Annotated in this window: 24 protein-coding genes and 2 pseudogenes; 18 read left to right on the top strand and 8 right to left on the bottom strand. The window is 64.9% G+C overall.

What is annotated here, in order from left to right; genetic code table 11:
* Complete coding sequence (locus tag ACSQ89_RS37985; protein WP_436297314.1) at positions 1-2,433, top strand: efflux RND transporter permease subunit; 2,433 nt, start codon at positions 1-3, stop codon at positions 2,431-2,433.
* 356 nt (positions 2,434-2,789) lie between these two features.
* Entirely contained in the window at positions 2,790-2,960 is a 171-nt protein-coding gene (locus tag ACSQ89_RS37980; RefSeq protein WP_436297840.1) for a hypothetical protein, read from the top strand.
* 146 nt (positions 2,961-3,106) lie between these two features.
* Here the strand turns inward: ACSQ89_RS37980 and ACSQ89_RS37975 are convergent, their stop codons facing one another.
* The 4 genes from ACSQ89_RS37975 to ACSQ89_RS37960 all read right to left on the bottom strand — a co-directional run bounded on the left by ACSQ89_RS37975 (position 3,107) and on the right by ACSQ89_RS37960 (position 6,084).
* Positions 3,107-3,307 carry a TetR/AcrR family transcriptional regulator gene (locus tag ACSQ89_RS37975; RefSeq protein ID WP_436297313.1) on the bottom strand — a complete coding sequence of 67 codons (201 nt, stop codon included), beginning with the start codon at positions 3,305-3,307 and terminating at the stop codon, positions 3,107-3,109.
* A gap of 203 nt (positions 3,308-3,510) precedes the next feature.
* A complete protein-coding gene (locus ACSQ89_RS37970) occupies positions 3,511-4,032 on the bottom strand; it encodes a cupin domain-containing protein (protein ID WP_436297312.1) in 522 nt (173 codons plus the stop codon).
* A 113-nt stretch (positions 4,033-4,145) separates the two neighbouring features.
* Complete coding sequence (locus ACSQ89_RS37965) at positions 4,146-5,078, bottom strand: fumarylacetoacetate hydrolase family protein (RefSeq protein ID WP_436297311.1); 933 nt, start codon at positions 5,076-5,078, stop codon at positions 4,146-4,148.
* A gap of 64 nt (positions 5,079-5,142) precedes the next feature.
* Positions 5,143-6,084: a fumarylacetoacetate hydrolase family protein gene (locus tag ACSQ89_RS37960; protein ID WP_436297310.1), complete on the bottom strand. Its 942-nt coding sequence runs from the start codon at positions 6,082-6,084 to the stop codon at positions 5,143-5,145.
* Between the two features lie 291 nt (positions 6,085-6,375).
* Between ACSQ89_RS37960 and ACSQ89_RS37955 the strand changes: the two genes are divergently transcribed.
* The 15 genes and pseudogenes from ACSQ89_RS37955 to ACSQ89_RS37885 all read left to right on the top strand — a co-directional run bounded on the left by ACSQ89_RS37955 (position 6,376) and on the right by ACSQ89_RS37885 (position 20,272).
* Complete coding sequence (locus ACSQ89_RS37955; RefSeq protein WP_436297309.1) at positions 6,376-7,260, top strand: 3-keto-5-aminohexanoate cleavage protein; 885 nt, start codon at positions 6,376-6,378, stop codon at positions 7,258-7,260.
* An 18-nt stretch (positions 7,261-7,278) separates the two neighbouring features.
* Positions 7,279-7,746, top strand: coding sequence for a PaaI family thioesterase (locus tag ACSQ89_RS37950; RefSeq protein WP_436297308.1), 468 nt, complete (start codon positions 7,279-7,281; stop codon positions 7,744-7,746).
* A 463-nt stretch (positions 7,747-8,209) separates the two neighbouring features.
* Complete coding sequence (locus ACSQ89_RS37945; RefSeq protein ID WP_436297307.1) at positions 8,210-9,394, top strand: ABC transporter substrate-binding protein; 1,185 nt, start codon at positions 8,210-8,212, stop codon at positions 9,392-9,394.
* A gap of 22 nt (positions 9,395-9,416) precedes the next feature.
* Positions 9,417-10,274, top strand: coding sequence for a branched-chain amino acid ABC transporter permease (locus ACSQ89_RS37940; protein ID WP_436297306.1), 858 nt, complete (start codon positions 9,417-9,419; stop codon positions 10,272-10,274).
* The gene (locus ACSQ89_RS37935; protein ID WP_436297305.1) at positions 10,271-11,266 is read left to right on the top strand and encodes a branched-chain amino acid ABC transporter permease; all 996 of its coding nucleotides are present in this window, start codon (positions 10,271-10,273) and stop codon (positions 11,264-11,266) included. Before ACSQ89_RS37940 ends, ACSQ89_RS37935 begins: the two co-directional genes overlap by 4 nt.
* Positions 11,263-12,012 carry an ABC transporter ATP-binding protein gene (locus tag ACSQ89_RS37930; RefSeq protein WP_436297304.1) on the top strand — a complete coding sequence of 250 codons (750 nt, stop codon included), beginning with the start codon at positions 11,263-11,265 and terminating at the stop codon, positions 12,010-12,012. The genes ACSQ89_RS37935 and ACSQ89_RS37930 overlap by 4 nt, the downstream gene beginning before the upstream one ends.
* Positions 12,009-12,722 carry an ABC transporter ATP-binding protein gene (locus tag ACSQ89_RS37925; protein ID WP_436297303.1) on the top strand — a complete coding sequence of 238 codons (714 nt, stop codon included), beginning with the start codon at positions 12,009-12,011 and terminating at the stop codon, positions 12,720-12,722. Before ACSQ89_RS37930 ends, ACSQ89_RS37925 begins: the two co-directional genes overlap by 4 nt.
* 19 nt (positions 12,723-12,741) lie before the next feature.
* Positions 12,742-13,950 (top strand): cytochrome P450, encoded by a 1,209-nt coding sequence (locus tag ACSQ89_RS37920; RefSeq protein ID WP_436297302.1) that lies wholly within the window; start codon positions 12,742-12,744, stop codon positions 13,948-13,950.
* Between the two features lie 35 nt (positions 13,951-13,985).
* Entirely contained in the window at positions 13,986-14,345 is a 360-nt protein-coding gene (locus tag ACSQ89_RS37915) for a 2Fe-2S iron-sulfur cluster-binding protein (RefSeq protein ID WP_436297301.1), read from the top strand.
* Between the two features lie 5 nt (positions 14,346-14,350).
* Positions 14,351-14,896, top strand: a complete 546-nt coding sequence (locus ACSQ89_RS37910; RefSeq protein WP_436297300.1) for a MarR family winged helix-turn-helix transcriptional regulator — start codon at positions 14,351-14,353, stop codon at positions 14,894-14,896.
* A 52-nt stretch (positions 14,897-14,948) separates the two neighbouring features.
* A pseudogene (locus tag ACSQ89_RS37905) lies at positions 14,949-16,057 on the top strand (S-(hydroxymethyl)glutathione dehydrogenase/class III alcohol dehydrogenase).
* Positions 16,058-16,070: 13 nt separating this feature from the next.
* Positions 16,071-17,285 (top strand): NAD(P)/FAD-dependent oxidoreductase, encoded by a 1,215-nt coding sequence (locus ACSQ89_RS37900; protein WP_436297299.1) that lies wholly within the window; start codon positions 16,071-16,073, stop codon positions 17,283-17,285.
* Between the two features lie 59 nt (positions 17,286-17,344).
* Positions 17,345-18,163, top strand: a complete 819-nt coding sequence (locus ACSQ89_RS37895; protein ID WP_436297298.1) for a helix-turn-helix transcriptional regulator — start codon at positions 17,345-17,347, stop codon at positions 18,161-18,163.
* Positions 18,164-18,206: 43 nt separating this feature from the next.
* Complete coding sequence (locus ACSQ89_RS37890) at positions 18,207-19,184, top strand: Bug family tripartite tricarboxylate transporter substrate binding protein (RefSeq protein WP_436297297.1); 978 nt, start codon at positions 18,207-18,209, stop codon at positions 19,182-19,184.
* Positions 19,185-19,204: 20 nt separating this feature from the next.
* Positions 19,205-20,272 (top strand): Rieske 2Fe-2S domain-containing protein, encoded by a 1,068-nt coding sequence (locus ACSQ89_RS37885; RefSeq protein WP_436297296.1) that lies wholly within the window; start codon positions 19,205-19,207, stop codon positions 20,270-20,272.
* A 403-nt stretch (positions 20,273-20,675) separates the two neighbouring features.
* On the opposite strand, the gene ACSQ89_RS37880 is transcribed toward ACSQ89_RS37885, so the two are convergent.
* The 4 genes and pseudogenes from ACSQ89_RS37880 to ACSQ89_RS37865 form a co-directional block, all read right to left on the bottom strand.
* The gene (locus ACSQ89_RS37880) at positions 20,676-20,798 is read right to left on the bottom strand and encodes a hypothetical protein (protein ID WP_436297295.1); all 123 of its coding nucleotides are present in this window, start codon (positions 20,796-20,798) and stop codon (positions 20,676-20,678) included.
* Positions 20,799-20,919: 121 nt separating this feature from the next.
* Positions 20,920-21,195, bottom strand: a complete 276-nt coding sequence (locus tag ACSQ89_RS37875; RefSeq protein WP_436297839.1) for an antibiotic biosynthesis monooxygenase family protein — start codon at positions 21,193-21,195, stop codon at positions 20,920-20,922.
* Positions 21,196-21,289: 94 nt separating this feature from the next.
* Complete coding sequence (locus ACSQ89_RS37870) at positions 21,290-22,177, bottom strand: NAD-dependent epimerase/dehydratase family protein (RefSeq protein ID WP_436297294.1); 888 nt, start codon at positions 22,175-22,177, stop codon at positions 21,290-21,292.
* A gap of 146 nt (positions 22,178-22,323) precedes the next feature.
* Positions 22,324-22,529 (bottom strand): annotated as a pseudogene (locus tag ACSQ89_RS37865) (tartrate dehydrogenase); the annotation flags it as partial.
* On the opposite strand from ACSQ89_RS37865, the gene ACSQ89_RS37860 reads away from it, so the two are divergent.
* Positions 22,447-22,899: a hypothetical protein gene (locus tag ACSQ89_RS37860; protein ID WP_436297855.1), complete on the top strand. Its 453-nt coding sequence runs from the start codon at positions 22,447-22,449 to the stop codon at positions 22,897-22,899. The pseudogene ACSQ89_RS37865 and the gene ACSQ89_RS37860 overlap by 83 nt on opposite strands.
* The last annotated feature ends 564 nt before the right edge of the window (positions 22,900-23,463 follow it).

Here is a 23,463-nt window from a genome sequence, read left to right as displayed (position 1 = left end):
ATGCATCCTTCGGCAGACAGCGCACCCGATTCGGGGTCGCAATTGAACCCGGCTTCCGGCTCATTTCTCGAGCGCGCGATCTTCAATCACCGCGGCATCATCGTGCTGCTGTGCGCGCTCGTCACCCTCGTGCTCGGCTGGCAGGCCACGCGGCTGCAACTCAATGCGAGTTTCGAAAAGACGATCCCGGTCCATCATCCGTACGTCCAGAACTATCTCAAGCACCAGGCGGACCTGAGCGGCCTCGGCAATGCCGTGCGGATCGCGGTGGCGAACCCCAAGGGCACGATCTACGAGGCCACGTACCTCGACGCGCTGCGCCGCTTAAGCGACGAAGTGTTCCTCGTCCCCGGCGTGGCACGCAACCAGATGAAGTCGCTGTGGACGCCCACAACACGATGGATTGGTGTCACGGAGGAAGGGCTGGAAGGCGGACCGGTGATTCCCGACGGCTACGACGGCTCGGCGAAAAGCTTCGCGCAGCTGCAGGCCAATATCGCACGGTCCGGCGAGATCGGCCAGTTGGTGGCCTTGGACGCTCGCTCCAGCGTCATCTACGTTCCCTTGCTGGCGAAAGACCCCGAGGGGCGTCCTACCGACTACGCCCGACTAGCCAACAGGCTCGAGGAGCTGCGCGAGAAGTACGAGGCGCAGGGTGTCACCATCCATGTGACCGGCTTCGCCAAGATTGTCGGCGATCTGATCGAGGGCGTGCGCTCCGTGCTGCTGTTCTTCGGCTTCGCCGTTGTGATCGCGGCAGGCATGGTGTTCTGGTTTACGCGATGCGTCCGTTCGACCGCGCTCGTGCTGGTCGCATCCCTGACTGCCGTAGTGTGGGAGATTGGACTCCTGCCAACGCTCGGGTTCGCGCTCGACCCATACTCGATCCTCGTGCCCTTCCTCGTCTTCGCGATCGGCATGAGCCATGGCGCGCAGAAGATGAACGGCATCATGCAGGATGTCGGCCGGGGCATGGACAAGCTCGTCGCCGCACGGCTCACTTTCCGACGCCTCTTCCTCGCGGGGTTGACGGCGCTGCTGGCCGACGTCGTCGGCTTCGCCGTGCTGCTGGTGATTGACATTCAGGCCATCCGCGAACTGGCCATCGCAGCCAGCCTGGGGGTCGGCGCCCTGATCTTCACGAACCTGATCTTGCTGCCGGTGCTTCTGAGCTACACCGGCGTCAGCGCAAAGGCGGCACAACGCAGCCTGAAGTCGCAGCAAGTCGGTACGGCCAAACACCCCGTCTGGACCGCACTCGACCTGTTCACGCAGAAGCGGTACGCCACTCTGGCGCTGATTGCGGCCATGATCATGGCCGCGGCAGGGTTTCTTGCAAGTACGCAGCTGAAGATCGGCGATCTCGACCCGGGCGCCCCGGAGCTGCGCCCGGACAGCCGCTACAACCGGGATGTCGCCTTCATGAATGCTGCCTATGGCGCATCGAGCGACGTCCTCGCCGTCATGGTAAGGACGCCGGACGGCCAGTGTTCCGCGTACGAGACCCTTAACAAGATCGACGCGCTGGAATGGGAGTTGCGCCAGCTGGAAAGCGTCGAAAGCACTAACACGCTCTCACTGCTGAATAGGCGCGTACTCACCGGTTTGAATGAGGGGAATCCGAAGTGGTTCGAATTCCTTCCGAACCAGGACATGCTGAACACTGTGACGGCGGGCGCCCCGCGGGGACTCTACAACGACGCGTGCAACCTGCTGACGATATACGTGTTCCTCAAGGACCACCGTGCCGACACGCTGACGCGCGTGCGGGAGCACGTGGAAGCTTTCGCCCGGGAGAACGACACGCCTGACGTGCGCTTCCTGCTGGCCGCAGGCAATGCCGGCATCGAGGCCACTACCAACATCGTGGTCAAGGATGCGTGGCGACAGATGCTCTTGCTCGTCTACGGCGCTGTCATCCTCCTGTGCTTCGTCACATTCCGCTCCTGGCGAGCGGTGGTGGTTGCTGTTCTGCCCCTGGCGCTCACCTCCATCCTGGCAGAAGCCTTGATGGTGGCGCTGGGCATGGGCATCAAGGTGGCCACCCTGCCCGTCATCGCCCTGGGCGTCGGCATCGGCGTCGACTACGCGCTGTACATCCTCTCCGTGACGCTCGCGCAGCTGCGCGAAGGCAAGTCGTTGTCAGAGGCTTACTACAAGGCTCTGCTCTTCACCGGCAAAGTCGTGATGCTCACCGGGTTGACCCTCGCACTGGGCGTCGTGACGTGGATGGCGAGTCCGATCAAGTTCCAAGCCGATATGGGCGTGCTCCTCGCGTTCATGTTTCTTTGGAACATGCTCGGCGCCTTGGTGCTTCTGCCGGCTCTCGCGTGCTTCCTCCTGCCTGCGGCCGTTGCTCGCAATGGCACTGACGCCGCGCGAAAGCATTACGCAGGGCCGACCGCCGTGACGCGCGACCTGCTGAAGGTATGACGCGATGTCGTTTCCGTCCCCTCCTTCGTTTAAGGCCGCTTAGCGCTGCTGCCGCAGCCGCGGCAGCAACTCACGGGTTCAGGCAGGGCCGACTCCCGAATCGCGCCATCGGCGCCCGGTTCGTGAGGCCCTCTACGCCGGACGGCTACACACTGCTCATGGCGCCCATGACGTCCAACGCCATGTCAGAGAAGACGTTTGGCGCCGAAGCTGCTGGATACGAGGTCGCAAAGGATGTTTAAGCCGGTGGCCGCCGTCGGCAAACGCCCGCTGGTCATGCTCGTTTCAAAGCAAAGCGGCATTGGCGCCTATGCGGACCTGGACGCACGGGCCAAACAACATGATCCACCGAGCACATCGTCGCCGAATGGTTCGGGCAGCAGGCGGGGATTGATCTTCTACGTGTTCCCTACAAGGGTCCGCGCCCGCGATTGACCGATCTGTGCTCCGGCGAGATCCAGATCTTGGTGACCACGTCGCCGGCTGCCCTGATCGACCCCGGCGCAGGCTGCATCGCTGCGATCTGAGTGTCCAGCCGGCAGCGGTTGACCATCCCGCCGGACGTGCCGACCCTTGCAGAGGAAGGTCTGCCGCAGTTCGTTGCGGCATCGGTGTATGCCGTGTTGGCCGAAGGGAACGCCTGACGATGCGATCGCGGCCTTGAACTCAGCGCTCAATGAAGCTTCGAGTTCCACCACCGGTAGATGGTGGCTTTGCCTACCCCCGCCTCGCGCGCGATCGACTCGATCGAGATCTGCTGCAAGGGTGTCGTCTCCAGCAGCTTCAGCGCCGCATCGAGGATGGCCACGCGCGATGCGTCGCTGCGCACCCGCCCGGGCGAGCGCGGGCGCAGCGCGCCTGGGCCCGTGCCCACAGCAAGTCTTGCCGTGGTCGATGCAGAAGAACGGGCGCGAGCCTTGGCTGCGGCCCCCTTGGAAGAACTGTCGGTAGGCAAGGAAATCCCGATGCTAGTAAGACGGCTCCATTATCCGGGCCCCCATGCGCACAGCTGCACCGCGCAGAGGAGGCAGCCGGCCGAGCATTGCACACACCTGTTCCACCCGCGCCGGGGCGAGCTCAGGTCTTGGCGCCAGGCTCCAGGTCCAGCAGCACAAAGGCCATGCGGCAAGGCTTGCCGGAGCGGTTCGACCAGCTGTGGTTGGTCGCCCGCTGGATCAGGATGTCGCCGGAGCGCATGAGCGTCTCGCCCTCATCCATCAGCGCATAGATCTCGCCCTCCAGCACGATCGCGTAGTCCAGGGACTGTGTCTTGTGGAACCAGAAATGCCGGGCTTCGCCCTTGTCGCGCACCCCGTGCTCGTCCAGGAACCGCGCCAGGTGCGACACGTCGTAGTTCTCGTCGGGCGGAAAGTCGACCACGCGCAGCAGCGAGCCATCCTTCGAGTGGAAGCCGAACGCATGACCTGCAGGAGCGGGATCGGCACCGGACGCAGCTGCCTCGCCCGTCGCCCAGAGCACCTGGGCCAACGGTGTGGCCGGATCGGTGGTGTGGTTCGGGGCCGGTCCGTCCGACACGAACACGGACTTGCCGTGCTCGTTCTCGCCAGTGACGATGCGGCGCACCGATCGCGGACGCACCGGGGTCTTTCCACGTTGTTCTTGGATAGTTGCTTCAGTATTCACGCCGGGGACCTCCTGGTTGGTATATTTCGAGTCGTTCCGTATTCCATTGTGCGCGATCAGCCTCGCCGCTACTGCACACACGCATTGCGCTGCTTGCCCAGGCCCTCGATTTCCGAGTCGATGACATCGCCTTCCCGAAGGAAGCGGTTGTAGTGCGTGCCATTCCCCGCGGGCGATCCGGTCGCAATGAGATCGCCAGGCCAGAGCTGCACATGCGCCGTGATGTATTCGATCTGCCGTGCCACGTCGAACAGCATATCGGCCGTGGATTCGTCTTGCATCGTCTGGCCGTTCAGCTTCAAGGTGATCTGCAGCTTTTGCGGATCCGGCACAAAGCACGCGGGCACCAGGGTGGGACCGAAAGGCATGAAGCTCGGCGGAGACTTCGATCTCAGCCAGTCGGTGCCCAGCATCTTGTAGTCCGTGCGAGCGATAAGATCCCGCGCCGACACATCGTTCACGATCGAGTACCCGGCGACGTAGTCAAGCGCCTCTTCGCGGCGCACCTTACGGGCCGGCCGACCCATGATGACGGCGAGTTCCAGTTCCCAATCCGGCTTCTGCGTGGTGGCAGGGAGCACGAGGGGATCGAAGGCGCCCGTGATGGCCGAAGGCAGCTTCGGGAAGACGTAGGGCTCTCCCTGTGCCGCCCGCTCGTCCATCATGTCTTCGGCCCACTTCCGCAGGGCCGCGCCCTTCAGGCCCTCCGGCCCGACACCCATGTCGAGTGTGAGGTCGACGACGTGTTTGCGATAGTTGGCCCCCGTGCAAAGCACCTGTCGCGGCAGGTCCACGGGGGCATGGACCTGCAGGCTGGACATGGGCACGCTCGATTCGTGCCGGGCAGAAAGTTGCTCCGCCATGGCGCGCAGCACAGCCAGGTTTCGGTCCCAGTCCTGCAGGAGGTCGAAGACGGATGCGCCTTCCGACCACCGCGCGCCGAAGCGCGCCGCCTGCGCATGCAGCGAACGCAGAGGAAGCACATGTTCGCCGAAGCACAAGGCAGCGAATCGTTCGCCGCCGTCCTGCGAGAAGGTTCCCAGAGAGAATTTCACGTCTGTCTTCCTACATGAAAGGCTTGCGCGGGGTCGGCCACCATGTGCCCTCCTCACGCTGCCCCATGCGGTTGCGCAGCACGCCGACGCCCGCCACCTCCAGCTCCACGACATCGCCAGGGTTGAGGCTGCGCCCCAACTCCAAGGCCGATCCATTGCCCATGGTGCCTGAGCCGATCACGTCGCCCGGCTGCACGTGGTCGCCCAAAGACACGTAGGCGATCAGCTCCTCGACGCTCCAGAGCATCTCCGAGGTGTCGCCCTCGCCCCAGGTCTCGCCGTTCACCCGCACGGCCATGCGGATCTGATCCAGCCGCGGGAACTCGTCGATCGTCGTGATCCACGGCCCGATGCCATAGGCGAAGTCCTTGCTCTTCGTCGGCCCCATGCCGATCGCAAATTCATTGGCCTGCAGGTCACGGGCCGAGAAATCATTGAAGATCGTTACACCGAAGAGATGGGAGCGGGCGGTGTCGGGAGTGATGTTGTGGGCGACTCGCCCGATCACCCAGCCGATCTCCAACTCATAGTCCATCTTCTCGGCGCGCGCCGGCCACGGCACCTCGGCGTCGTGACCGATCACCGTCCAAGGCGAACCCTTGAAGTAACCCGGGACCTGCAGCAACGCAGGCGCGGGCGTCAACTTCATTCGCTCGTGGAATTGCCGGATGTGCTTCACGAAAGTGAGACCGTCGCGCACGACGGACGGATCGCAAGCCGGTGCCCAATGCAGCCCTTCGAAGGGCAGCGACGCATCGTCTCCGTGGCGGGTTGCCGCCTCGTTCGCAGTCTCGAGGAACTCCTCTCCGAGCGCGATGGCCGCCGACATGCTTTCGGGGAAAACGACCGAGGCGTATCGCAGCGCAGCCTCGCGGCTCGCCCCGCGCGACTGTTGTCGCACAACCTCTGCCGCACGCAGATCGATGACGCGGGATTGCTCGGGCAGCACCATGCAGATGCGCTGAACCGGACCGTCAAGACCCTGAACCACAAACCTTCCGAGCTTCATTGATACTCCAATACAAAGATAGTTGCGATACTATACGTCTCGGTTTTATTTCAATCAAATAAGTGTTTACCCCTAATCCTTGGAGGCAGAAGAAGCGTCGCTTTCGATTGACGCAGCCCCCGGCAGTCACCTAGTATACGCGGCGAGACGAGTCGTATTGTAATTAATGGGGGCTTTGCTGCATTGCGCGATACCGCTCCAGCTGGTCCTTGTCACCTTATTCCAACCCCTACCATGAGCAAGCGCCTTCCCGTCATCATTTCCTGCGCCCTGACCGGAGCGGGGGACACCCGAGCGAAGAATCCCGCCGTCCCTGCCTCGCCTCGTGAGATCGCGGACCAGGCCATCGCCGCCGCACGTGCCGGCGCATCCATCGTCCACATCCATGTGCGAGATCCCGAGACCGGCAAGTCCTCGACGAAGTTCGCATACTATGAGGAGGTCGTGCAGCACATCCGCGCCTCCCGCTGCGACGTCCTGATCAATCTCACGACCGGTCCGGGCGCCATGCTGACGGTGCCTACCGATGCGCCGTTCCGGGTCGTCTCCATCCCGGATGCCGAGCTCATGACGCCGCACGAACGGGTTGCGCATGTGGTGAAGCTGAAGCCCGACATCTGCAGCCTTGACGTCGCGACCATGAACTTCGGCGAAGCCGCCTTCGTGAATCCGGCGAACCACCTGCGCGAGATGGCCGCGGAGATTGCCGCCTGCGGCGTCACAATGGAGCTCGAGGTCTTTGACTTCGGTCATGTACGACTGGCGAGTCACCTCATCGCCACCGGTGCCATCCCGAAGAGCGCCTATTTCCAGCTGTGCATGTCGGTGCCCTGGGGCGCGCCAGCCACGCCTGCAGTGGTGGACGAGATGCAGCGCCTGTTGCCAACAGGCGCGCGCTGGAGCGCGTTCGGCATTGGCCCCGACCAGTTCCCGATGGTCGCCATCGCGGCGGTGCTCGGCGGGCACGTGCGGGTGGGTCTCGAGGACAACCTGTATCTCTCGCCAGGCCAGCTCGCGCGCGACAACGCTGAGCTCGTCACCAAGGCGGCCAGGATCATCGAAGACCTCGGCTACGAGGTCGCCACCCCCGAACACGCCCGGGCCACGCTGCTGGCCTGAGTCTCAGAGCGACAGCAGATGTCGGAACGTTTGTTGGAAGGGGACAACCCGACCCGGGCTTACGTGGCAGAGGCGGTGTCTTCCGGCCGCCGGAACGTCCCCCTGGAGGTCAATCCAGCACTGGCGAGCCTGTCGGCCTTTCTAGTGGAGAGTGGCGACGGCGAACTTGTCATCCGCTTCACCGCACCGCGAACTGCGACGCAGGGAAACGGCGTCGTTGGCGGGGGCACCTTGGCGAGCATGCTGGACATCGGCATGGCGATGGCGGTCCTTTCGCGGCTCACACCCGGCTACACATGCTCCACCATCAGCTTGACCGTAAACATGCAGAGCGCTGGGCAGGAAGGCCATTACATTGCGGTAGCGGGGGTGGATAGAGTCGGTCGGCAGGTCGCCTTCGCGCACGCGAAACTTTATGACGCGCAGCGCTCCCGCCTGATCGCGAACGCGACCTCTTCGCTCGCCGTCATTCCCGTGCGACCGTGAGGTCGTGCATCACGGGTCGAGCCGCGTTGAGCTGACACCGAAGCTGCAAGCTGGGGCAAGGCCGACTGGGGGATGCCCGGCTCTCGAGCATGCGGTTGTGCTGGCGCATGACCCGGCGCCGCTCTCCCTCGCATGACGATAGGCCAGCCGGTCGAGCGCGGCGCGCCGCCGATCGCGGTCGGCCGTGCTCTCGTCGCGCCGCAGGCGCACGAATTGGTTCAAACGCGCGGGTCGGTGGTGTCACGATGCTGGACATCGCCGGGGGCCTCTCTCTCATTCGGGCTTGAAGCCCCTCTTTCATGACGATCCGACCCTACTTTGCGAAGTCGGGCTCGGGAAAACCATGCATTTGGTTGATCGCCCTGTTGGTTGACATACCAACTATCTGCTCGGAGACTCCGTCTGGTCGTCACGTCGCTTCGAAGGTCAGTGACGGTCCATTCCACAAGACAGGAGACAAGGCATGAGCAAGACCACACGGCGTTGCGCGGCGGCATGGTGCGCGGCGTTGGCACTCGGCGGGACAGCGCTGCCGGCGCTGGCGCAATCCGCCATCAAGGTGGGCATCGTTGGCCCGTTCTCCGGGCCCTTCGCCCACTACGGCACGCTGTTCAAGACGGGCGCTCAGGCCTATGTGGATGCCCAAGGCGGCAAATTGGACGGCCGGTCCATCGAGTTCATCTACCGTGATACGGGCGGCCCCAACCCGGGCCTGACCAAGAGCCTGGTTCAGGAGCTCATCGTCAAGGACAAGGTGGACTACCTCGGCGGCTTCGTGTTCACGCCGAACGCGATGGCAGTGGCGCCGCTGATCCAGCAGTCGCAAACGCCCACGGTCATCTTCAACGCCGCCACTTCGGCCATAACGGAGAAGTCCGACTACTTCATCCGTACCTCCTACACGCTCTGGCAGGTGACGGTGCCCCTGGCCAGATGGGCGGCTGGGCAGGGACTCAAGAAGGTGGTCACCGCCGTGACCGACTTCGCCCCCGGACTGGACGGAGAAGCAGCCTTCAAGGCCGAGTTCACCCGCCAGGGCGGAACGGTGGTGGAGAGCATTCGCATGCCGATCGCCACCACCGACTTCGCACCCTTTGTTCAGCGGATCAAGGCCAGCGGCGCGCAGGCGGTCTACACCTTCCTGCCGGGTGGGCCACCGAACCTGGGCTTCGTGAAGGCCTACAACGAGAACGGGCTTGCGAAGGCCGGCGTTCAGTTCCTCGGGACAGCGGAGACAGACGAGTTCGATCTGCAGAAGTTCGGCGATGCTGCGCTGGGCCTGACCACCGCCTTCCACTACTCTGGCACGCACGATTCGCCGGCCAACCAGAAGTTCGTCGCCGCCCTCAAGGCCGCCGATGCGCAGGCAATCCCCAACTACGCCTCGGTGGGTGCATGGGACGGCATGCACGTGATACACAAGATGATCGAAGCCACGGGCGGCCGCAGGGATGGCCCCAAGGCGCTTGCCGCCGCCAAGACACTTCAATGGGACAGTCCGCGCGGTCCGGTGAGCATCGATCCAAAGACACGCCATATCGTGCAGAACGTGTATCTGCGCAAGGTTGAAAAAGCAGGCGGCATGCTGGTCAACCGCGAACTGCAGAGCTTTGGCCCGCAGCCCGACCTCGGCCTCGAGACCAAGTAGCGAAGCAACCCGGAGGCTTCGAGTGAGCACGATCCTGAACGTCGGCATTGACGGTGTGGCCTACGGCATGGTGCTGTTCGTCATCGCCGTGGGCATGTCCGTCACGCTGGGGCTGATGCGTTTTGTCAATCTCGCGCACGGCGCCTTCGCGATGGTGGGTGGCTATGCGGCGGCATGGCTCACGCGCGACGTGGGCTGGAGCTTTTGGCTGGCTCTGCCGCTGGCCGTGCTGGCCGCCGGCGCCTTGGGAGCGCTGCTGGAGATGCTGGTGCTGCGCCACCTGTATCGCCGCAAGGAATTGGACCAGGTACTGTTCACCATCGGACTGACCTTCTTCCTGATCGCCGCCACCAATGCCATCGCCGGCCCGCAGGTACAGCTCATCGCGCTGCCGCCACTGCTTGCGCAACCGGTGGATCTGGGCTTTCGCACCCTGCCAGCACAGCGGCTGTTGGTCATCGCTGCGGGCTTGGCCGTCGCCGGCGGGGCCACCTACACCGTGCTGCGCACTCGCTTTGGGGTGTGGCTGCGCGCAGCGGTGGACCATGCGGAGACCTCCGCAACGTTGGGCATCCCGATTCGCCGCGTGCAGTGCCTGAGTTTCGCCGCCGGCGCCGCGCTGGCGGGCCTGGGAGGAATTCTCGGCGCGGAGTTGATGCCTTTGGAGCCCTACTACGCGCTCAAGTACCTGGTGCTTGTGCTGGTGGTAGTCGCCGTGGGAGGCATGGGCAGCATCGCTGGCACGTTGGCTGCGGCCCTGGTTCTGGGAACGGTGGAGACGGCCAGCAAGTACTGGGCTTCCGACTGGGGCAGCCTGTTCTTCTTCCTTGCCATGGCGCTGCTGCTTGCCTGGCGTCCCAGTGGGCTGCTGAAGCGATGACCCCAAGCACCTTGCGCACCGCGCCCGCCTGGCGTGCTCCCCTGGTCGTGCTGATCCTGGGCGTGGGAGTCGGGCTGCTGCTGCCCGAGCAGTTAGGCCTGATCGTGCGCATCGCCGTCATGGCGCTGCTGGTGCTCTCACTTGACCTGGTCGTGGGCGTGGCCGGGCTCGCTACGCTGGGTCATGCAGCCCTGTACGGCGTTGGCGGATACGCGGCCGCGCTATTTGCGCTTCATGTGCAGGCCGATCCTCTGCTAGGACTGCTGGTGGGCATCGCGGCCGGAGCAGCGGTAGCGCTGGCATCAGGCGCCTTGCTGCTGCGCTACCAAGGCTTCACTTTCCTGATGCTCACCGTGGCCTTCGCCCAGATCCTGCTGGCGCTGGCGCAGAAGTGGCGCGACTGGACGGGCGGCGACGACGGGCTGTCGGGCTTCTCGATGGCGCCGTTGCTCGGCTTGTTCGCCTTCGACCTGGAAGGACGTACTGCAGCTTTCTACGCCATCGGGGTGCTCGCGCTGGGGCTGTACCTCGCGCAGCGGCTGGTCGCCTCGCCCTTCGGCCTGTCGGTGCGCGGCATCCATGAGAGTCGGGCCCGCATGGCAGCTCTGGGCACGCCGGTTCGCACGCGGCTGCTCGCCATCTACACCGCGGCCGGCGCCCTGGCCGGCGCCGCGGGCGCCCTGGCAGCACAGACCAACGCCATCATCGGGCTGGACAGCCTCGGCTTCGGCCTCTCCGCCGAGATCCTGGTCATGCTCGTGCTGGGCGGCGCGGGGCGATTGCACGGCGCACTGGTCGGCGCGCTCATCTTCACACTGCTGCATCACACGGCCGCTTCCATCAACCCCTACCACTGGCTGTTCGCGGTGGGACTGGCCCTGATGGCAGTGGTGCTGGTGCCGCCTCGCGTGCTGTGGCTGCGGCTGCGCGCGCGCCTGGGCGCTGCCGGACGTCGTGCTCCGCTCGCCTCATCGAAAGAGGTTCTGCCATGACGCCGCTGCTGCAGGTCGAATCACTGGAAAAGCATTTCGGCGGGCTGCACGTCACGCGCGGCGTCTCGCTGACCATCGCGCCGGGAGAACGCATCGCGCTGATTGGACCCAACGGCGCGGGCAAGACCACGCTGGTCAACCTGATCAGCGGCGTGATTGCACCTTCCGCCGGGCGCGTGCGCCTCGCCGGCGAGGATGTCACGTCGCAAAGCCAGGCGCGACGCGTGCGCTCCGGGCTCGTCCGTACGTTCCAGATCACCACATTGGCGCCGCACCTTCCGGTGCAGCGGCAGGTCGAGCTCGCACTGTTCGAGCGAGAGGGCCTGGCCCATCGGGCATGGCGCCCGGTCGAAGCCTATCCAGCGCTGGCCGGCGAGGCGCGCGCCATACTGGCCACCTTCGGCTTGGCGAACCATGCAACCGTGCCGACCGGCCAACTGGCATACGGCGAGCAGCGGTTGGTGGAGATGGCGCTCGCGCTGGCCCTGCGCCCCCGTGTGCTCTTGCTGGACGAGCCCATGGCCGGCGTGCCACAAGACGACGGCCACCAGCTTCTGGCAGCACTGGACGCGCTGCCGCCAGAGCTGGGCGTGCTCATCATCGAGCACGACATGGACCTCGTCTTCCGATTCGCACACCGCATCGTGGTGCTGGCCGAAGGGGCTGTGCTGGCCGACGCGACACCGGAACAAATCCGAGGCGACGCCCGAGTGCGCGCCGCATACCTGGGGCACGGACTGCCATGATCTCTCCCCTGCTGCAGTTCGACCAAGTGGTCGCGGGCTACGGGCCGACCACCATCCTCGACCGGCTGAGCTTCACCGTCCAGCCCGGCGAGCGATTGGCCATGATCGGCCGCAACGGTGTAGGCAAGAGCACCGCGCTGCGGGCCATCATGGGCCTGGCGCGGCTGTCTTCCGGTCGTATCGTGTTCGATGGCGAGGACATGAGCGGCCTGGCGCCACACCAGCGCGCGCAGCGCGGGCTAGGCTACGTGCCGCAAACGCGCGACATCTTTCCCTCGCTGAGCGTGGAGGAAAACCTGCTGGCGGGCCTGAAGCAACGACCGCGCGCCGCGCTGGCCGAAGCCTACGCGCTCTTCCCGCGTTTGGCCGAGCGCCGTCACAACGGCGGGGCGCAGCTCTCGGGTGGCGAGCAGCAGATGCTCTGCGTCGCCCGCACCCTGCTCGGGCGGCCCCGCTTGCTCCTGCTGGATGAACCCTTGGAAGGCCTGGCGCCCATCATCCGCCAGGAATTGCTCGCGGCCTTTGGCCGGCTGGCAGGCGAATCCAGCGTCACCGTGCTCATCGTGGAGCAGCAGGTGAGCGAGGTGCTGGCCTATGCAGACCGCGCCCTCATCCTGGACCACGGCCACGTGGTGCACGAAGCACCCGCCGCGGTCCTGCGCACGGACGAAGCCACCTTGGAGCGCCATGTGGGCATGGCAGTCCATTGAACGTGAAGGAGCCCCCGACATGACGACCCTCAGTTCCGAACTCGACATCCCGGTTCTCGACATCGACCCCTATGCGTCGGCGAACCTGATCGACCCGTATCCGATGCACGAACGCCTGCGCGAGGCCGGGCCGGTCGTGCGCCTGGCACCATATCCCTCGGTGGTGGCGTGTGCGCGCCACGACGAAGTGCGAGCCGTGCTCAATGACCACGCCACCTTCATCTCGGGCGCCGGCGTCGGCTTGACCAACTTCAACAAGGAGACGCCCTTCCGGCCTCGCAGCCTGATCCTGGAGGCCGACCCGCCGCTGCATACACAGACGCGCACCGTGCTCTCGCGCATCCTCAGTCCCAAGACGGTGATGCAGATCCGCGATCGCTTCGCCCAGGAGGCCGAGGCCCTTGTAGAGCGATGCGTCGCCAAGGGCGAGATCGATGGCATCCACGACCTGGCGCAGGTCTATCCGCTCAAGGTGTTCCCCGATGCGGTGGGCGTGGAGGAAGCCGGGCGCGAGAACCTCCTGCTTTATGGCGACATGATCTTTAATTCGATGGGACCACGCAACGAACTGCTGGCCAAGAGCGCCGAGCGCGTCGTCGCGGTGACCGACTGGATCATGGCCCACTGCCAGCGCGATCACCTTCGTCCGGGCGGCTTTGGCGACCAGATCTATCAGGCAGCCGACGCTGGCGAGATCTCTCACGAACAGGCGCCGATGCTGGTGCGCTCCTTCCTCTCGGCGGGAGTGGACACGACCATCAACGGCATCGGCAACGCCGTGTTCGCGCTGGCACACCATCCGGCCGAATACGCCAAACTGCATGCGGATCCGCAGCTTGCCCGACCCGCCTTCGAAGAGGCGCTGCGGTGGGAATCGACTGCGCAAACCTTCTTTCGTACGGCCTCGCGCGACTGCGAGATTGCCGGTGTTGCGTTGGCGGCCGACACCAAGGTGCTGTGCATGCTCGCCTCGGCCAACCGGGACCCGCGCAAGTGGCCTGAGCCGGACCGCTACGACATCGGTCGCCGACCCACCGGGCACATGGCCTTCGGCTCGGGTATCCACGGCTGCGTGGGGCAAGTCATCGCCCGGCTGGAAGGCGAGGTGGTACTGCAGGCACTCGCGCGCCGCGTCAAGGCGATCGAGATCACCGGCTCGCACACCCGCCGGCTCAACAACACGCTGCGCGCGCTGGACACGCTGCCGCTGCGGCTTATCCCGGTCTGAGAGCGTATTGACGCAGACATTCGAACGGAGATCCCATGCCCACGATCCGATTCATCCTGGCCGATGGCAGCGAGCGCGATATTCAGGCGCCAGTCGGCCACACCGCGATGCAGGTTGCCACGGGTGCCGGCCTGTCCGGCATCATCGCCGAGTGCGGCGGCTCGGCCATGTGCGCCACGTGCCATGTGTACGTCGACGAAGCCTGGACGGCCCGGCTGCCCAAGGCTCTTTCCAACGAGCTGGAGATGCTCGAATGCACCGCCGCCGAGCGTCTGCCGAACAGTCGATTGTCCTGTCAGATCCGGCTGGACGACGCGCTGGACGGACTCGTGCTGCATCTGCCCGAGGCGCAGCAATGCGCTCCGCTCCGGTCGTCGCGACATGGGCCACACTGACGCGCATGCCTTCTACTCGCCCCAGCTCTGCGCAGCACGTTTCCATCGACCTGGAACGCTACGTTCCGGCCTTCTTCACCTGGATCGCCAACAAGCTCTCGCGCGGCGCCTCGCAGCATTACCTGCGCAGCTTCGGCGTCGGCATCGAGACTTGGCGCTGCTTGGTGCTGCTGGCGATCGAACCCACGATCTCGGCCAACAAGGTGTGTCGCATCATCGGGATGGACAAGGCCTCCGTGAGCCGCTGTTTCTCCGGCATGGAGGCGCAGGGCCTGATTCGCATCGCACCCGATCCGGCGGACGGCCGTGCGCGCGTGGCCACGCTCACCGAGGAAGGCCGGGCGCTGCATGACCAGATCATCGGCGTTGCGCTGGAGCGTGAACGGGCCCTGCTCTCGGTACTCAACCGTGAGGAACGCGAAGTGCTGATCGCCCTGCTGCGCCGACTGCACGAGAACTTGCCCGAGGTCGAAGCTGCGACCGACCGTTATGTGGCACGCATGCAAGCGCCGATCAAGCGCAGGGTGCGACCTCAGGCCGGCAGGGCCTGAGCGTTCTCGCGAGGCACTCCATCGTCTTTTTTTCATTCCCAGGAGCCATCCCATGAGATCCCGAGCCGCCGTTGCCTTTGAAGCCGGCAAGCCCCTGCAGATCGTCGAGATCGACGTCGCGCCGCCGAAGAAGGGCGAAGTGCTGGTGAAGATCACCCACACCGGCGTGTGCCACACCGATGCCTTCACGCTCTCGGGCGACGACCCGGAAGGCCTGTTCCCCGCCGTGCTGGGCCACGAAGGCGCCGGCATCGTGGTCGAGGTCGGCGAAGGCGTCACCAGCGTCAAGCCGGGCGATCACGTCATCCCGCTCTACACCGCCGAATGCGGTGAATGCCTGTTCTGCAAATCGGGCAAGACGAACTGTGCGTCGCGGTGCGCGCCACCCAGGGCAAGGGCGTGATGCCCGACGGCACCACGCGCTTCAGTTACAACGGGCAGCCGGTCTATCACTACATGGGCTGCTCCACCTTCAGCGAGTACACGGTGGTGGCCGAGGTCTCGCTCGCGAAGATCAGCCCCGACGCCAATCCCGAACAGGTCTGCCTGCTGGGCTGCGGCGTGACCACCGGCCTGGGCGCGGTGAAGAACACTGCCAAGGTGCAGGAGGGCGACACGGTCGCGGTCTTCGGCCTCGGCGGCATCGGCCTGGCCGTGCTCCAGGGCGCCAAGCTGGCCAAGGCCGGCCGCATCATCGCGATCGACACCAACCCGTCGAAGTTCGAGCTTGCCAGGACCTTCGGCGCCAGCGACTGCGTGAACCCCAAGGACCACGACAAGCCCATCCAGCAGGTGATCGTCGAGATGACTGGCTGGGGCGTGGATCACAGCTTCGAGTGCATCGGCAATGTGCAGGTGATGCGCGCGGCGCTGGAGTGCGCGCACCGCGGCTGGGGCCAATCGGTCGTCATCGGCGTTGCCGGCGCGGGACAGGAGATCTCCACCCGCCCCTTCCAGCTCGTGACCGGCCGCCGGTGGCTGGGGACTGCCTTCGGCGGTGTGAAGGGCCGCAGCCAGTTGCCTGGCATGGTGGAGGACGCGATGGCCGGACGAATCCAGCTCGCACCCTTCGTCACGCACACGATGCCGCTCACCGGCATCAACGATGCCTTCGATCTGATGCACCAGGGCAAGTCGATTCGCGCGGTCGTCCACTACTGAATCCTGAACTAACATGGAACGCGACATCGTGGTCATTGGCGGCGGCCATGCGGCGGCGCAGTTCTGCGCCGGCATGGCCGAGGCCGGACAGGGCGCGCGGGTGCATCTGGTGTGCGAGGAGCCGGACCTGCCCTACCAGCGCCCGCCGCTATCCAAGAGCTTCCTCAAGCGACCAGACGAGGCAGCCCAGTCCATTCGCGGCGAAGCCTGGTACCCCGAAGCGGGCATTGAGCTCCACCTCGGTACGGCCGCTGAAGCGATCGATCGGGAGGCGCGTGTTGTGCGCCTGGCCGGCGGCCGCAGCCTGCCTTACGGCGTGGTCGTTCTGGCCACCGGCACGCGTGCGCGCGTGCTGCCGGGCCTGCCCAGCGGGCTCAGCAACGTAGTGCTGTTGCGCACCGCCGCTGATGCCCGCGCGCTGCGCACGCATTTGGGCGAGGCCCGGCAGGTGGTGGTGCTGGGGGGCGGATTCATCGGTCTGGAGATCGCCGCCACCGCGCAGGCCCTGGGCCGCCAGGTGACCGTGCTGGAGGCCGCGCCGCGCCTGCTCTCGCGCTCGCTGTCGCCGGAGATGGCCGAGCATGTGCTGCTCAGCCATCGCGCCGCGGGCGTGGACATCCGCCTGGGCGAGAAGGTGAGCGACTTCGAGGTTGCTCAGGCGAGATTGCGGGCGATCCATCTGGGCGCGCAGCGGGTGCCGCTGGACCTGCTGATCATCGGCATTGGCGCCAGGCCCGAAACCACGCTGGCGCAGGCGGCAGGCCTGGACTGCCGAGATGGCGTCGTGGTCGATGCGTTCATGCGCAGCAGCGACGCGCGCATCCTGGCGATAGGAGATTGCGCGCGCTTCCCGCTGTCGGGACAAGGGAGCGATCGCCGACTGGAGTCGGTACAGAATGCGCACGACCAGGCACGCACCGCGGTGGCCACGGTGCTTGATCGGCCAGCGCCGTATGCAGCGCTTCCTTGGTTCTGGTCTGAACAGGGCAGCATGCGCCTGCAGATGGCGGGCTGCATGCCCGCGCAGTCGGTGCGGCACCTGCGTCCTGGCGCGCGGGGGGACGCATTCTCCATCCTGCACTACACACCGCAGGGGCGACTGGCCTGTGTGGAGAGCGTGAACGCGCCCCAGGACCACATGGCGGCGCGCAAGTTGCTCGAGGCAGGACATTCACCGGCACCGGCGGCCGCCTGCAACCCGGCGACGGCACTCAAGACATTCACATAGGTCGGAGCCGCCACATGGCAAAGCACTGGGCGCGAGTCGGTATCGACGAAGACAGCACGGTGCCGTCCGCGGCGATGATTGCCCTCCTCGACCAACTTCGCGCCGGGCCGCCCGCGCTTGCTGCATTGCGATTCATCGCGCATCTGGTGCCGGTGGAGTACATCTCGCTGGTGGAGTACGCGGGCGGCGGCGCGCCAAGGCAGCTCGAAGGGCATGCGCGGAGTTCACAAGTCCAGGACACCACGGCGCGTTGCTTTTCGCTGTACCGGTTCGCCTTCTTCCGTGAAGACGAGGTCACCGCGTTGGCCGGCGAACTGGCTTCTATGAGCGAGAAAGCGCCTAGAGTGGACATGTTCCACTACCGCCAGCGCGACATTCCCAACCGGGACTGGCGCAACGAGATCTTCGTGCGCGAACGATTGGCCGGACGGGTGAGCCTGGTCTTCGCAGGGGCTGACCATCGAGCCTACGCGCTCAACCTGTACAGGCACACAGCGGCCGGCGAATTCGAATCCGATGAACTCGCTCGCCTGCGCACGGTGGCGCCGATCGTGAGGGCTGTGCTGCAGCCGCGGCTGGATTCGAAGTCCCGGACTTCGGATGCGAATCGCGTGGCGATGGCGTCCATCCGCCTGGGGCAGCAGTCGGACAGACTTTCGAAACGCGAACTGGAAGTCGCGGCGCGCATTGCGGCGGGCCTCAGCACGGACGGCATCGCCCAGGATCTGGGCATTGCCACCTCGACGGTGCTCACGCTGAGAAAGCGCGCCTATGCCAAGCTGAACGTCCACAGTCGGATGACTTTGGCGTGGGGGCTTGATATAGGGGATTCCCCGTCCCAATCGCTGGGTACAGACGCGCGCAGTGACGACGCCTAGAGTTCCGGGACGCCGCCCTCCGACGGCAAGAGGAGACATCCCCATGGACCGCCGCACGATGAACCAGATGCTCGCCGCCGCCGCCCTGGCGCCACTGGCCGCAAGCGCCCAGCCGAGCTTTCCTACACGCCCTATACGCATCGTCGTGGCCTATCCTGCAGGTGGGGCCTCGGACTTCATCGCCCGCATGGTGGGTGACCGCCTGTCCAAGACACTCGGCCAGCCCGTCGTGGTGGACAACCGCACCGGCGCATCGGGTGCGCTGGGTGTGTCCGAAGTGGCGAAGGCACCGCCCGACGGCTACACGCTCGGCGTGACCCTCGGCGATTCGCTGATCAACAACGTGGCGTTGTTCAAGGCGCTTCCATACGACCCCCAGCGCGACTTGGCTCTGATGACGCAGGCGGTGTTCAGTCCCGCACTCATCAGCGCCAACACGGATCTGCCGGTCAAGAACATCGCCGAACTGCGCCAATACGCTGCGCAGCACAAGGGGCAGCTGAGCTACGGTTCGTGGGGGATAGGCAGCCTCGGTCACATTGCCGGCGAGGCCTTGAGTCAGCGCCTGGGTGCGAACATGGTTCATATTCCCCAGCGCGGCGAAGGCCCCGTGCTGCAGGATCTGTTGTCCAAGACGATCAGCCTCGGCCTGAGCTCGGCCGGTCTGGCCAAGCAGCACGTACTCGCGGGAAAGATCACGCCCCTAGCCATTCTGGGACGGGAGCGTTCGAAGGCACTTCCCGGCGTCCCTACCTTGCGGGAACAGGGAATCGACGATCCGATCTTCGATGCAGCGGTATGGATCTGCTTCATCGCCCCAGGCAAGACGCCGCAGCCGGTGCTGCAAAAGCTCATTCAAGAGATCCGGACCATCCTGGCCTTGCCGGATGTGGATGCCGCCGTCGTCGATCGCGGCCTGGAAGTGATGGCCACCACGCCGGTGCAATTCCGCACCAGCTATCGCGGCGAGTTCGACATCATCACGCGCCGCATCCGAGAGATCGGCATCGAGCCGCAATAAGACCCAAAGGAGAAGCGAGCGTGTTTATCCGCAACCTCTGGTATGTCATCGCTTGGTCCCACGAAGTAGGCGCCGACGCGCTGTTCACGCGCACGGTGCTGAGCGAGCCCATTCTTCTGATGCGCAAGCAGGATGGCAGCCTCAGCGCTCTTCAGGACCGTTGCTGCCATCGCCTGCTGCCATTGTCGCGCGGTGCCCGCGAGGGCGACGCGGTGCGCTGCGGCTACCACGGGCTGAAGTTCGATTGCGGCGGCCAGTGCGTCGAGGTCCCCGGGATGGAGCGGGTGCCCTCGTACCTGAAAATCAAGAGCTACCCGGTGGTCGAGAAGAACCGTTGGATCTTCGTTTGGATGGGTGACCCGGAGCGCGCAGACGAGGCGCTGTTGCCGGACAACTTCGCCAACGACGATCCGCAATGGTGCAACAAGCCGGGCTACATGCACTACGAGGTCCCCTACCTGCTGATATGCGACAACCTGCTGGATTTCTCGCATCTGAGCTACGTGCACGCCAACACCCTCGGGGGCTCTCCGGAGATCGCGCGATCGCGGCAGAAGATCGATCGGGTCTTCGTTCCAGACGGCCGCCAGGTCGGGTTGAAGGTGACGCGCCGGGTCAGCGATGTGCCGCCCTCACCCTACTGGAAGAGTTTTCGCGATGGCCTGCGAGACGAAATGTACGAGCGGTGGTTCGACTATGACTTCGTGTTGCCCGGAACGCTGTTGATGGACTCGGGTGGACGTCCCATCGCGGCACCCGACGACGAAGCCCGCACCGTCCGGCTGCTGAGTTGCCAGACCCTCACGCCGGAGACCGAGACCAGCACCCACTACTTCTTCCAACAGTCCTGCCAGAGCGCAGACTTTGAACGCGCGCCAGAGACAGTCGACCGCATGTATGCCACCCTTGTTCGGGCCTTCCATGAGGATCAGGACACCATCACGGCGCAATATCGGGCGTTGCAGGCAACACCGGGAATGAAGATGCATGCCGTGCCGCCGTTCGATGGCGCGCTTGGGCATTTTCGTGGGCTGGTGGAGCAATGGGTAGCGGCAGAATCTTCGGCAAGTCTCAGCCAAGGCCAGTGATCGTGCGCTGGCTGCGGACGACGTCTACGTTCGCCTTCTGGAGTCACTGGGCGCGGACGTCGTTCTGACGCGGCCCGACTTCGTGGTGTATGGGCACGCCGATCGCGCAGGTCTCGCGCCTCTGGCCGAACGCTCCTGCAACAGCTGCAGTATTCCTCGACGAGGACGCATCACCGTGCCATCAGCGTCCTTTGTCCTTGAAGAGGCCGACGAAGAGATTCCGCATCCACTGGTGTGCCGGATCCGACTCGAAGCGGCGGCTCCAGTAGATCGAGACGGTCGTAGCAAAAACCAACTGTGTCACTCTTGCGCAGGCAAATGTGTCACTCGTCTTTTTGACACAGACCCGATTGGGGGCAAAGTCGCGTGCAGTAAGGGTTTGCGCGATTCCGCAGGAAATGTGTCAATCGCTCCTCACCGCCAGACCTGCAAAGACAATGTCGAGGCTCTTTTCCAGCGCAGGCGCCGTGTACAGCCGACCTTCTGCTTCGGCGACCATGGCCACCTCGTTCTTGTCGTCTTTCATCTTGTGCTCCGTTGCCCGTGCAATGTTCGCACTTTCGCTTCAATCGAAAACCCTCCTGCGTCAGATGCTCGCGCAAAACCAAAACGACTCTTGAGATCGAAAGCCTAGGCTCGGGGGCCGTTCAGACCGGCGTGATCCTTGGATCTTCGGAAGCCCCCTGTGCATTTTTCATTCGCCCACCGCGTTGGACGCCGGCAGAACTCAACGTGCTCCACCACCGGCGGCTGCGCAAAAAAGGCCTCACGATGGCGCGCCATTTCCCATAGGCTGGCGAGTTCCGGAAGCCGACCGTGTGGTCTTCCAGGCTGGCCCAGTGGATCAGCAGCACGTAGCGTTCAGCCGACTCGATGCTGCGCCGCACTTCGTAGTTGCGAAATTCCGGTGCCTTGGAAAGCACGGTGTCCAAGCCGCGTCGCGCGGCCTATTCGTCCTGCCGGCCGGGATGGATGCGTATATCTGCAAGTTCCAAGATCATTGTTTCGTCCTCGTGTTCAAAGGGGCATTTCCTTCTGGATCCAAGCAACCGCCGATTCGTGGCGCGGCGACCATCCCAGTTCGCGCCGCGCACGCGTCGCGCGGACCCGACTGTTGCTTCCGTAGGAGTAGTAGGCACGAGCCTGACCCCACATCGCCGCGGCCTCGTCCGCGGGCAGCGACTCGACACGGCCCAGTCCGAGGCGCTGGGCAATGGCTTCGCCGATTTCGACGAACGACGCTTCGCCGTTCTCGGCAAAGTAGAAGGCACCCGCTGGTGCCTTGTCGAGCGCCAGCAGGTACAGATCCGCCAAGTCGTCGATGTAGACGGTCGACCAGCGGTTGATGCCCTTGCCGACAACGCGTACCACACCATTTGCGCGTGCCTGCTCCACAAGAAACGGGATCTGGATGCTGCGCGTGTTCAAACCCGCGCCCACGCCATAGGTCAGCGTGGGACAGACGACGACCGAGCGCACGCCGCGCGCCGCGGCAGCGAGGACCGTGCCGTTCAGCGCGTGCCGCGCCTGCTTGGCGGGCGCGACGACGAAGGGCGTGTCTTCGTCGAAGACGCGCTCCGAGAGCCGGTCGCCATGGGCGTCGTCGCCGACAACGCTCGATCCGCTGGTGTGAATCAACGGCTTTCCGGAGCCCTCCAGCGCCGCGATCATGGCTTGCAGCGACGGGAGATGATCCGCGTTGGCCGTATTGACCACGCCGTCGGCCTCGCGCGCCTCGCGGGCAAGCACCTGCGCATCGTCCAGGCTGCCGATCACGGGTTCGATGCCGCATGCGAGAAGCGCGGAGGCCTTCGAATCGTTCCGCAGCAAGCCGCGCACGGTGTGGCCCCGGGCGACGAGGCATGCGGCGATGCTGCCTCCGGTGTAGCCGGCGGCGCCGGTCATGAAGAGTTTCACTACGATATTTCCTAGAGGGCGACGGTCGAAAGCCACGGCACGGTCGCGATCACGACCACGCTCACCAGCAGCGCGGCCATGTAGGGCCAGATAGCCCGCATCACTTCTTCCGGCTTGCCCTCCCCGATCCGGCACGCCACGGCGCGGCCGTCCCACCAGGGCATGCTGATCGCGATGCCGTTGCTCTTGTGGCCACCGTCAGGTGCTTTCTCCTGCGCGCCTGGGCGAGTTCGTAGGCGTACCTCAGCACGCGGTCGGTGCCGTGGCGCGAGAAGACCGATTCCTGGATCACGATCTCGCGCTCGGTGCCTTCGTACATCACGCCGCCGAGCGAGGTAATTGGTGTTTGTTGGGTCGACCGTGTCAATCTGACGAAAAAATACTACTACCCCGAGGGCGAGTCGGCCAACACGCGCGCGTCCTACGCCTCGGCCATGCGCTACGGGTGCGCTTGGTACGCCGCGCGCTATGGCCGCGCGCTGCGCCTGCCGGTGCCCGTGGTGATCCAGTTCATCGTCGACCACGCGGCGCGCAAAGCGGACGAGGATTCCGAAGCCGGCCTGGTCAGCGAACTGCCACCCGACGTTGACCAGGCGCTCGTGGCCAACGACTACAAGACGCGGCTCGGCGCGCCCGCGCTCAACACGCTCGTGCGCCGCATCTCCGTGCTGTCCCAGCAATTCGTCAGCCTCGTCGATTCGCTGCGCTGACGGCCACGATGAATTGAGTCCGGCGCCCAATGTTCCCCCAAGGAGTCTGAGGAGTCGGCGTGTGGGCCCAGCAGAGCCGCCACATCCCTCACCTGAACAGCGTCAATGACCGAAGAGGGCTTGCTCGCGCTTCCACTCAGCCGCCCGCTGGCGCGTAGACAAATCTGGGCCCACGCTGGGTGCACAACCAGTTTCGGCCTCGTAGACAGGCATCATGCCGGTAGGCAAATAGATACTGGAAACACAGCTCAATTGCTGATGCGAGTCGTAGTCGCCTTGCCGGGCTCGGAGCTCAAGGAGGCATCTGCGGAGTAAAGCCATAATTTTCTCCTTCAACGGGGTATCGCTCGGCACACAGGCAGCACTCAACCAGCTCTCGACTGGAGGGAGCAGGCGGTCCGGCGCTCTATCCGATCCACAGTCCGCCACCGTGACCACACTGCGACACCCGAGTCATGTCGCAGCCTCGCCTCACTCGATCCTTACAAACACCCTGCCGTCTTCAATCTTGACCGGATAAGTCCGCACCGGCGTTGCCAGCGGAGGGCCCTTTACGCACGTCGT

This window comes from Variovorax sp. LjRoot175, assembly GCF_964253805.1.
Classification (GTDB): domain Bacteria; phylum Pseudomonadota; class Gammaproteobacteria; order Burkholderiales; family Burkholderiaceae_C; genus Variovorax.
The sequence above is the reverse complement of the archived record's forward strand: the minus strand, read 5'-3'. Positions and strand labels throughout refer to the sequence as shown.

Bases quoted from the DNA above. Each gene is read 5' to 3' on its own strand.
- ACSQ89_RS37935 (WP_436297305.1), top strand. From the start codon at position 10,271: ATGACCCCAAGCACCTTGCGCACCGCGCCCGCCTGGCGTGCTCCCCTG.
- ACSQ89_RS37925 (WP_436297303.1), top strand. From the start codon at position 12,009: ATGATCTCTCCCCTGCTGCAGTTCGACCAAGTGGTCGCGGGCTACGGG.
- ACSQ89_RS37900 (WP_436297299.1), top strand. From the start codon at position 16,071: ATGGAACGCGACATCGTGGTCATTGGCGGCGGCCATGCGGCGGCGCAG.
- ACSQ89_RS37920 (WP_436297302.1), top strand. From the start codon at position 12,742: ATGACGACCCTCAGTTCCGAACTCGACATCCCGGTTCTCGACATCGAC.
- ACSQ89_RS37960 (WP_436297310.1), bottom strand. From the start codon at position 6,084: ATGGTGCTGCCCGAGCAATCCCGCGTCATCGATCTGCGTGCGGCAGAG.
- ACSQ89_RS37945 (WP_436297307.1), top strand. From the start codon at position 8,210: ATGAGCAAGACCACACGGCGTTGCGCGGCGGCATGGTGCGCGGCGTTG.
- ACSQ89_RS37880 (WP_436297295.1), bottom strand. From the start codon at position 20,798: ATGAAAGACGACAAGAACGAGGTGGCCATGGTCGCCGAAGCAGAAGGT.
- ACSQ89_RS37950 (WP_436297308.1), top strand. From the start codon at position 7,279: ATGTCGGAACGTTTGTTGGAAGGGGACAACCCGACCCGGGCTTACGTG.
- ACSQ89_RS37955 (WP_436297309.1), top strand. From the start codon at position 6,376: ATGAGCAAGCGCCTTCCCGTCATCATTTCCTGCGCCCTGACCGGAGCG.
- ACSQ89_RS37930 (WP_436297304.1), top strand. From the start codon at position 11,263: ATGACGCCGCTGCTGCAGGTCGAATCACTGGAAAAGCATTTCGGCGGG.
- ACSQ89_RS37985 (WP_436297314.1), top strand. From the start codon at position 1: ATGCATCCTTCGGCAGACAGCGCACCCGATTCGGGGTCGCAATTGAAC.
- ACSQ89_RS37910 (WP_436297300.1), top strand. From the start codon at position 14,351: ATGCCTTCTACTCGCCCCAGCTCTGCGCAGCACGTTTCCATCGACCTG.
- ACSQ89_RS37915 (WP_436297301.1), top strand. From the start codon at position 13,986: ATGCCCACGATCCGATTCATCCTGGCCGATGGCAGCGAGCGCGATATT.
- ACSQ89_RS37870 (WP_436297294.1), bottom strand. From the start codon at position 22,177: ATGACCGGCGCCGCCGGCTACACCGGAGGCAGCATCGCCGCATGCCTC.
- ACSQ89_RS37890 (WP_436297297.1), top strand. From the start codon at position 18,207: ATGGACCGCCGCACGATGAACCAGATGCTCGCCGCCGCCGCCCTGGCG.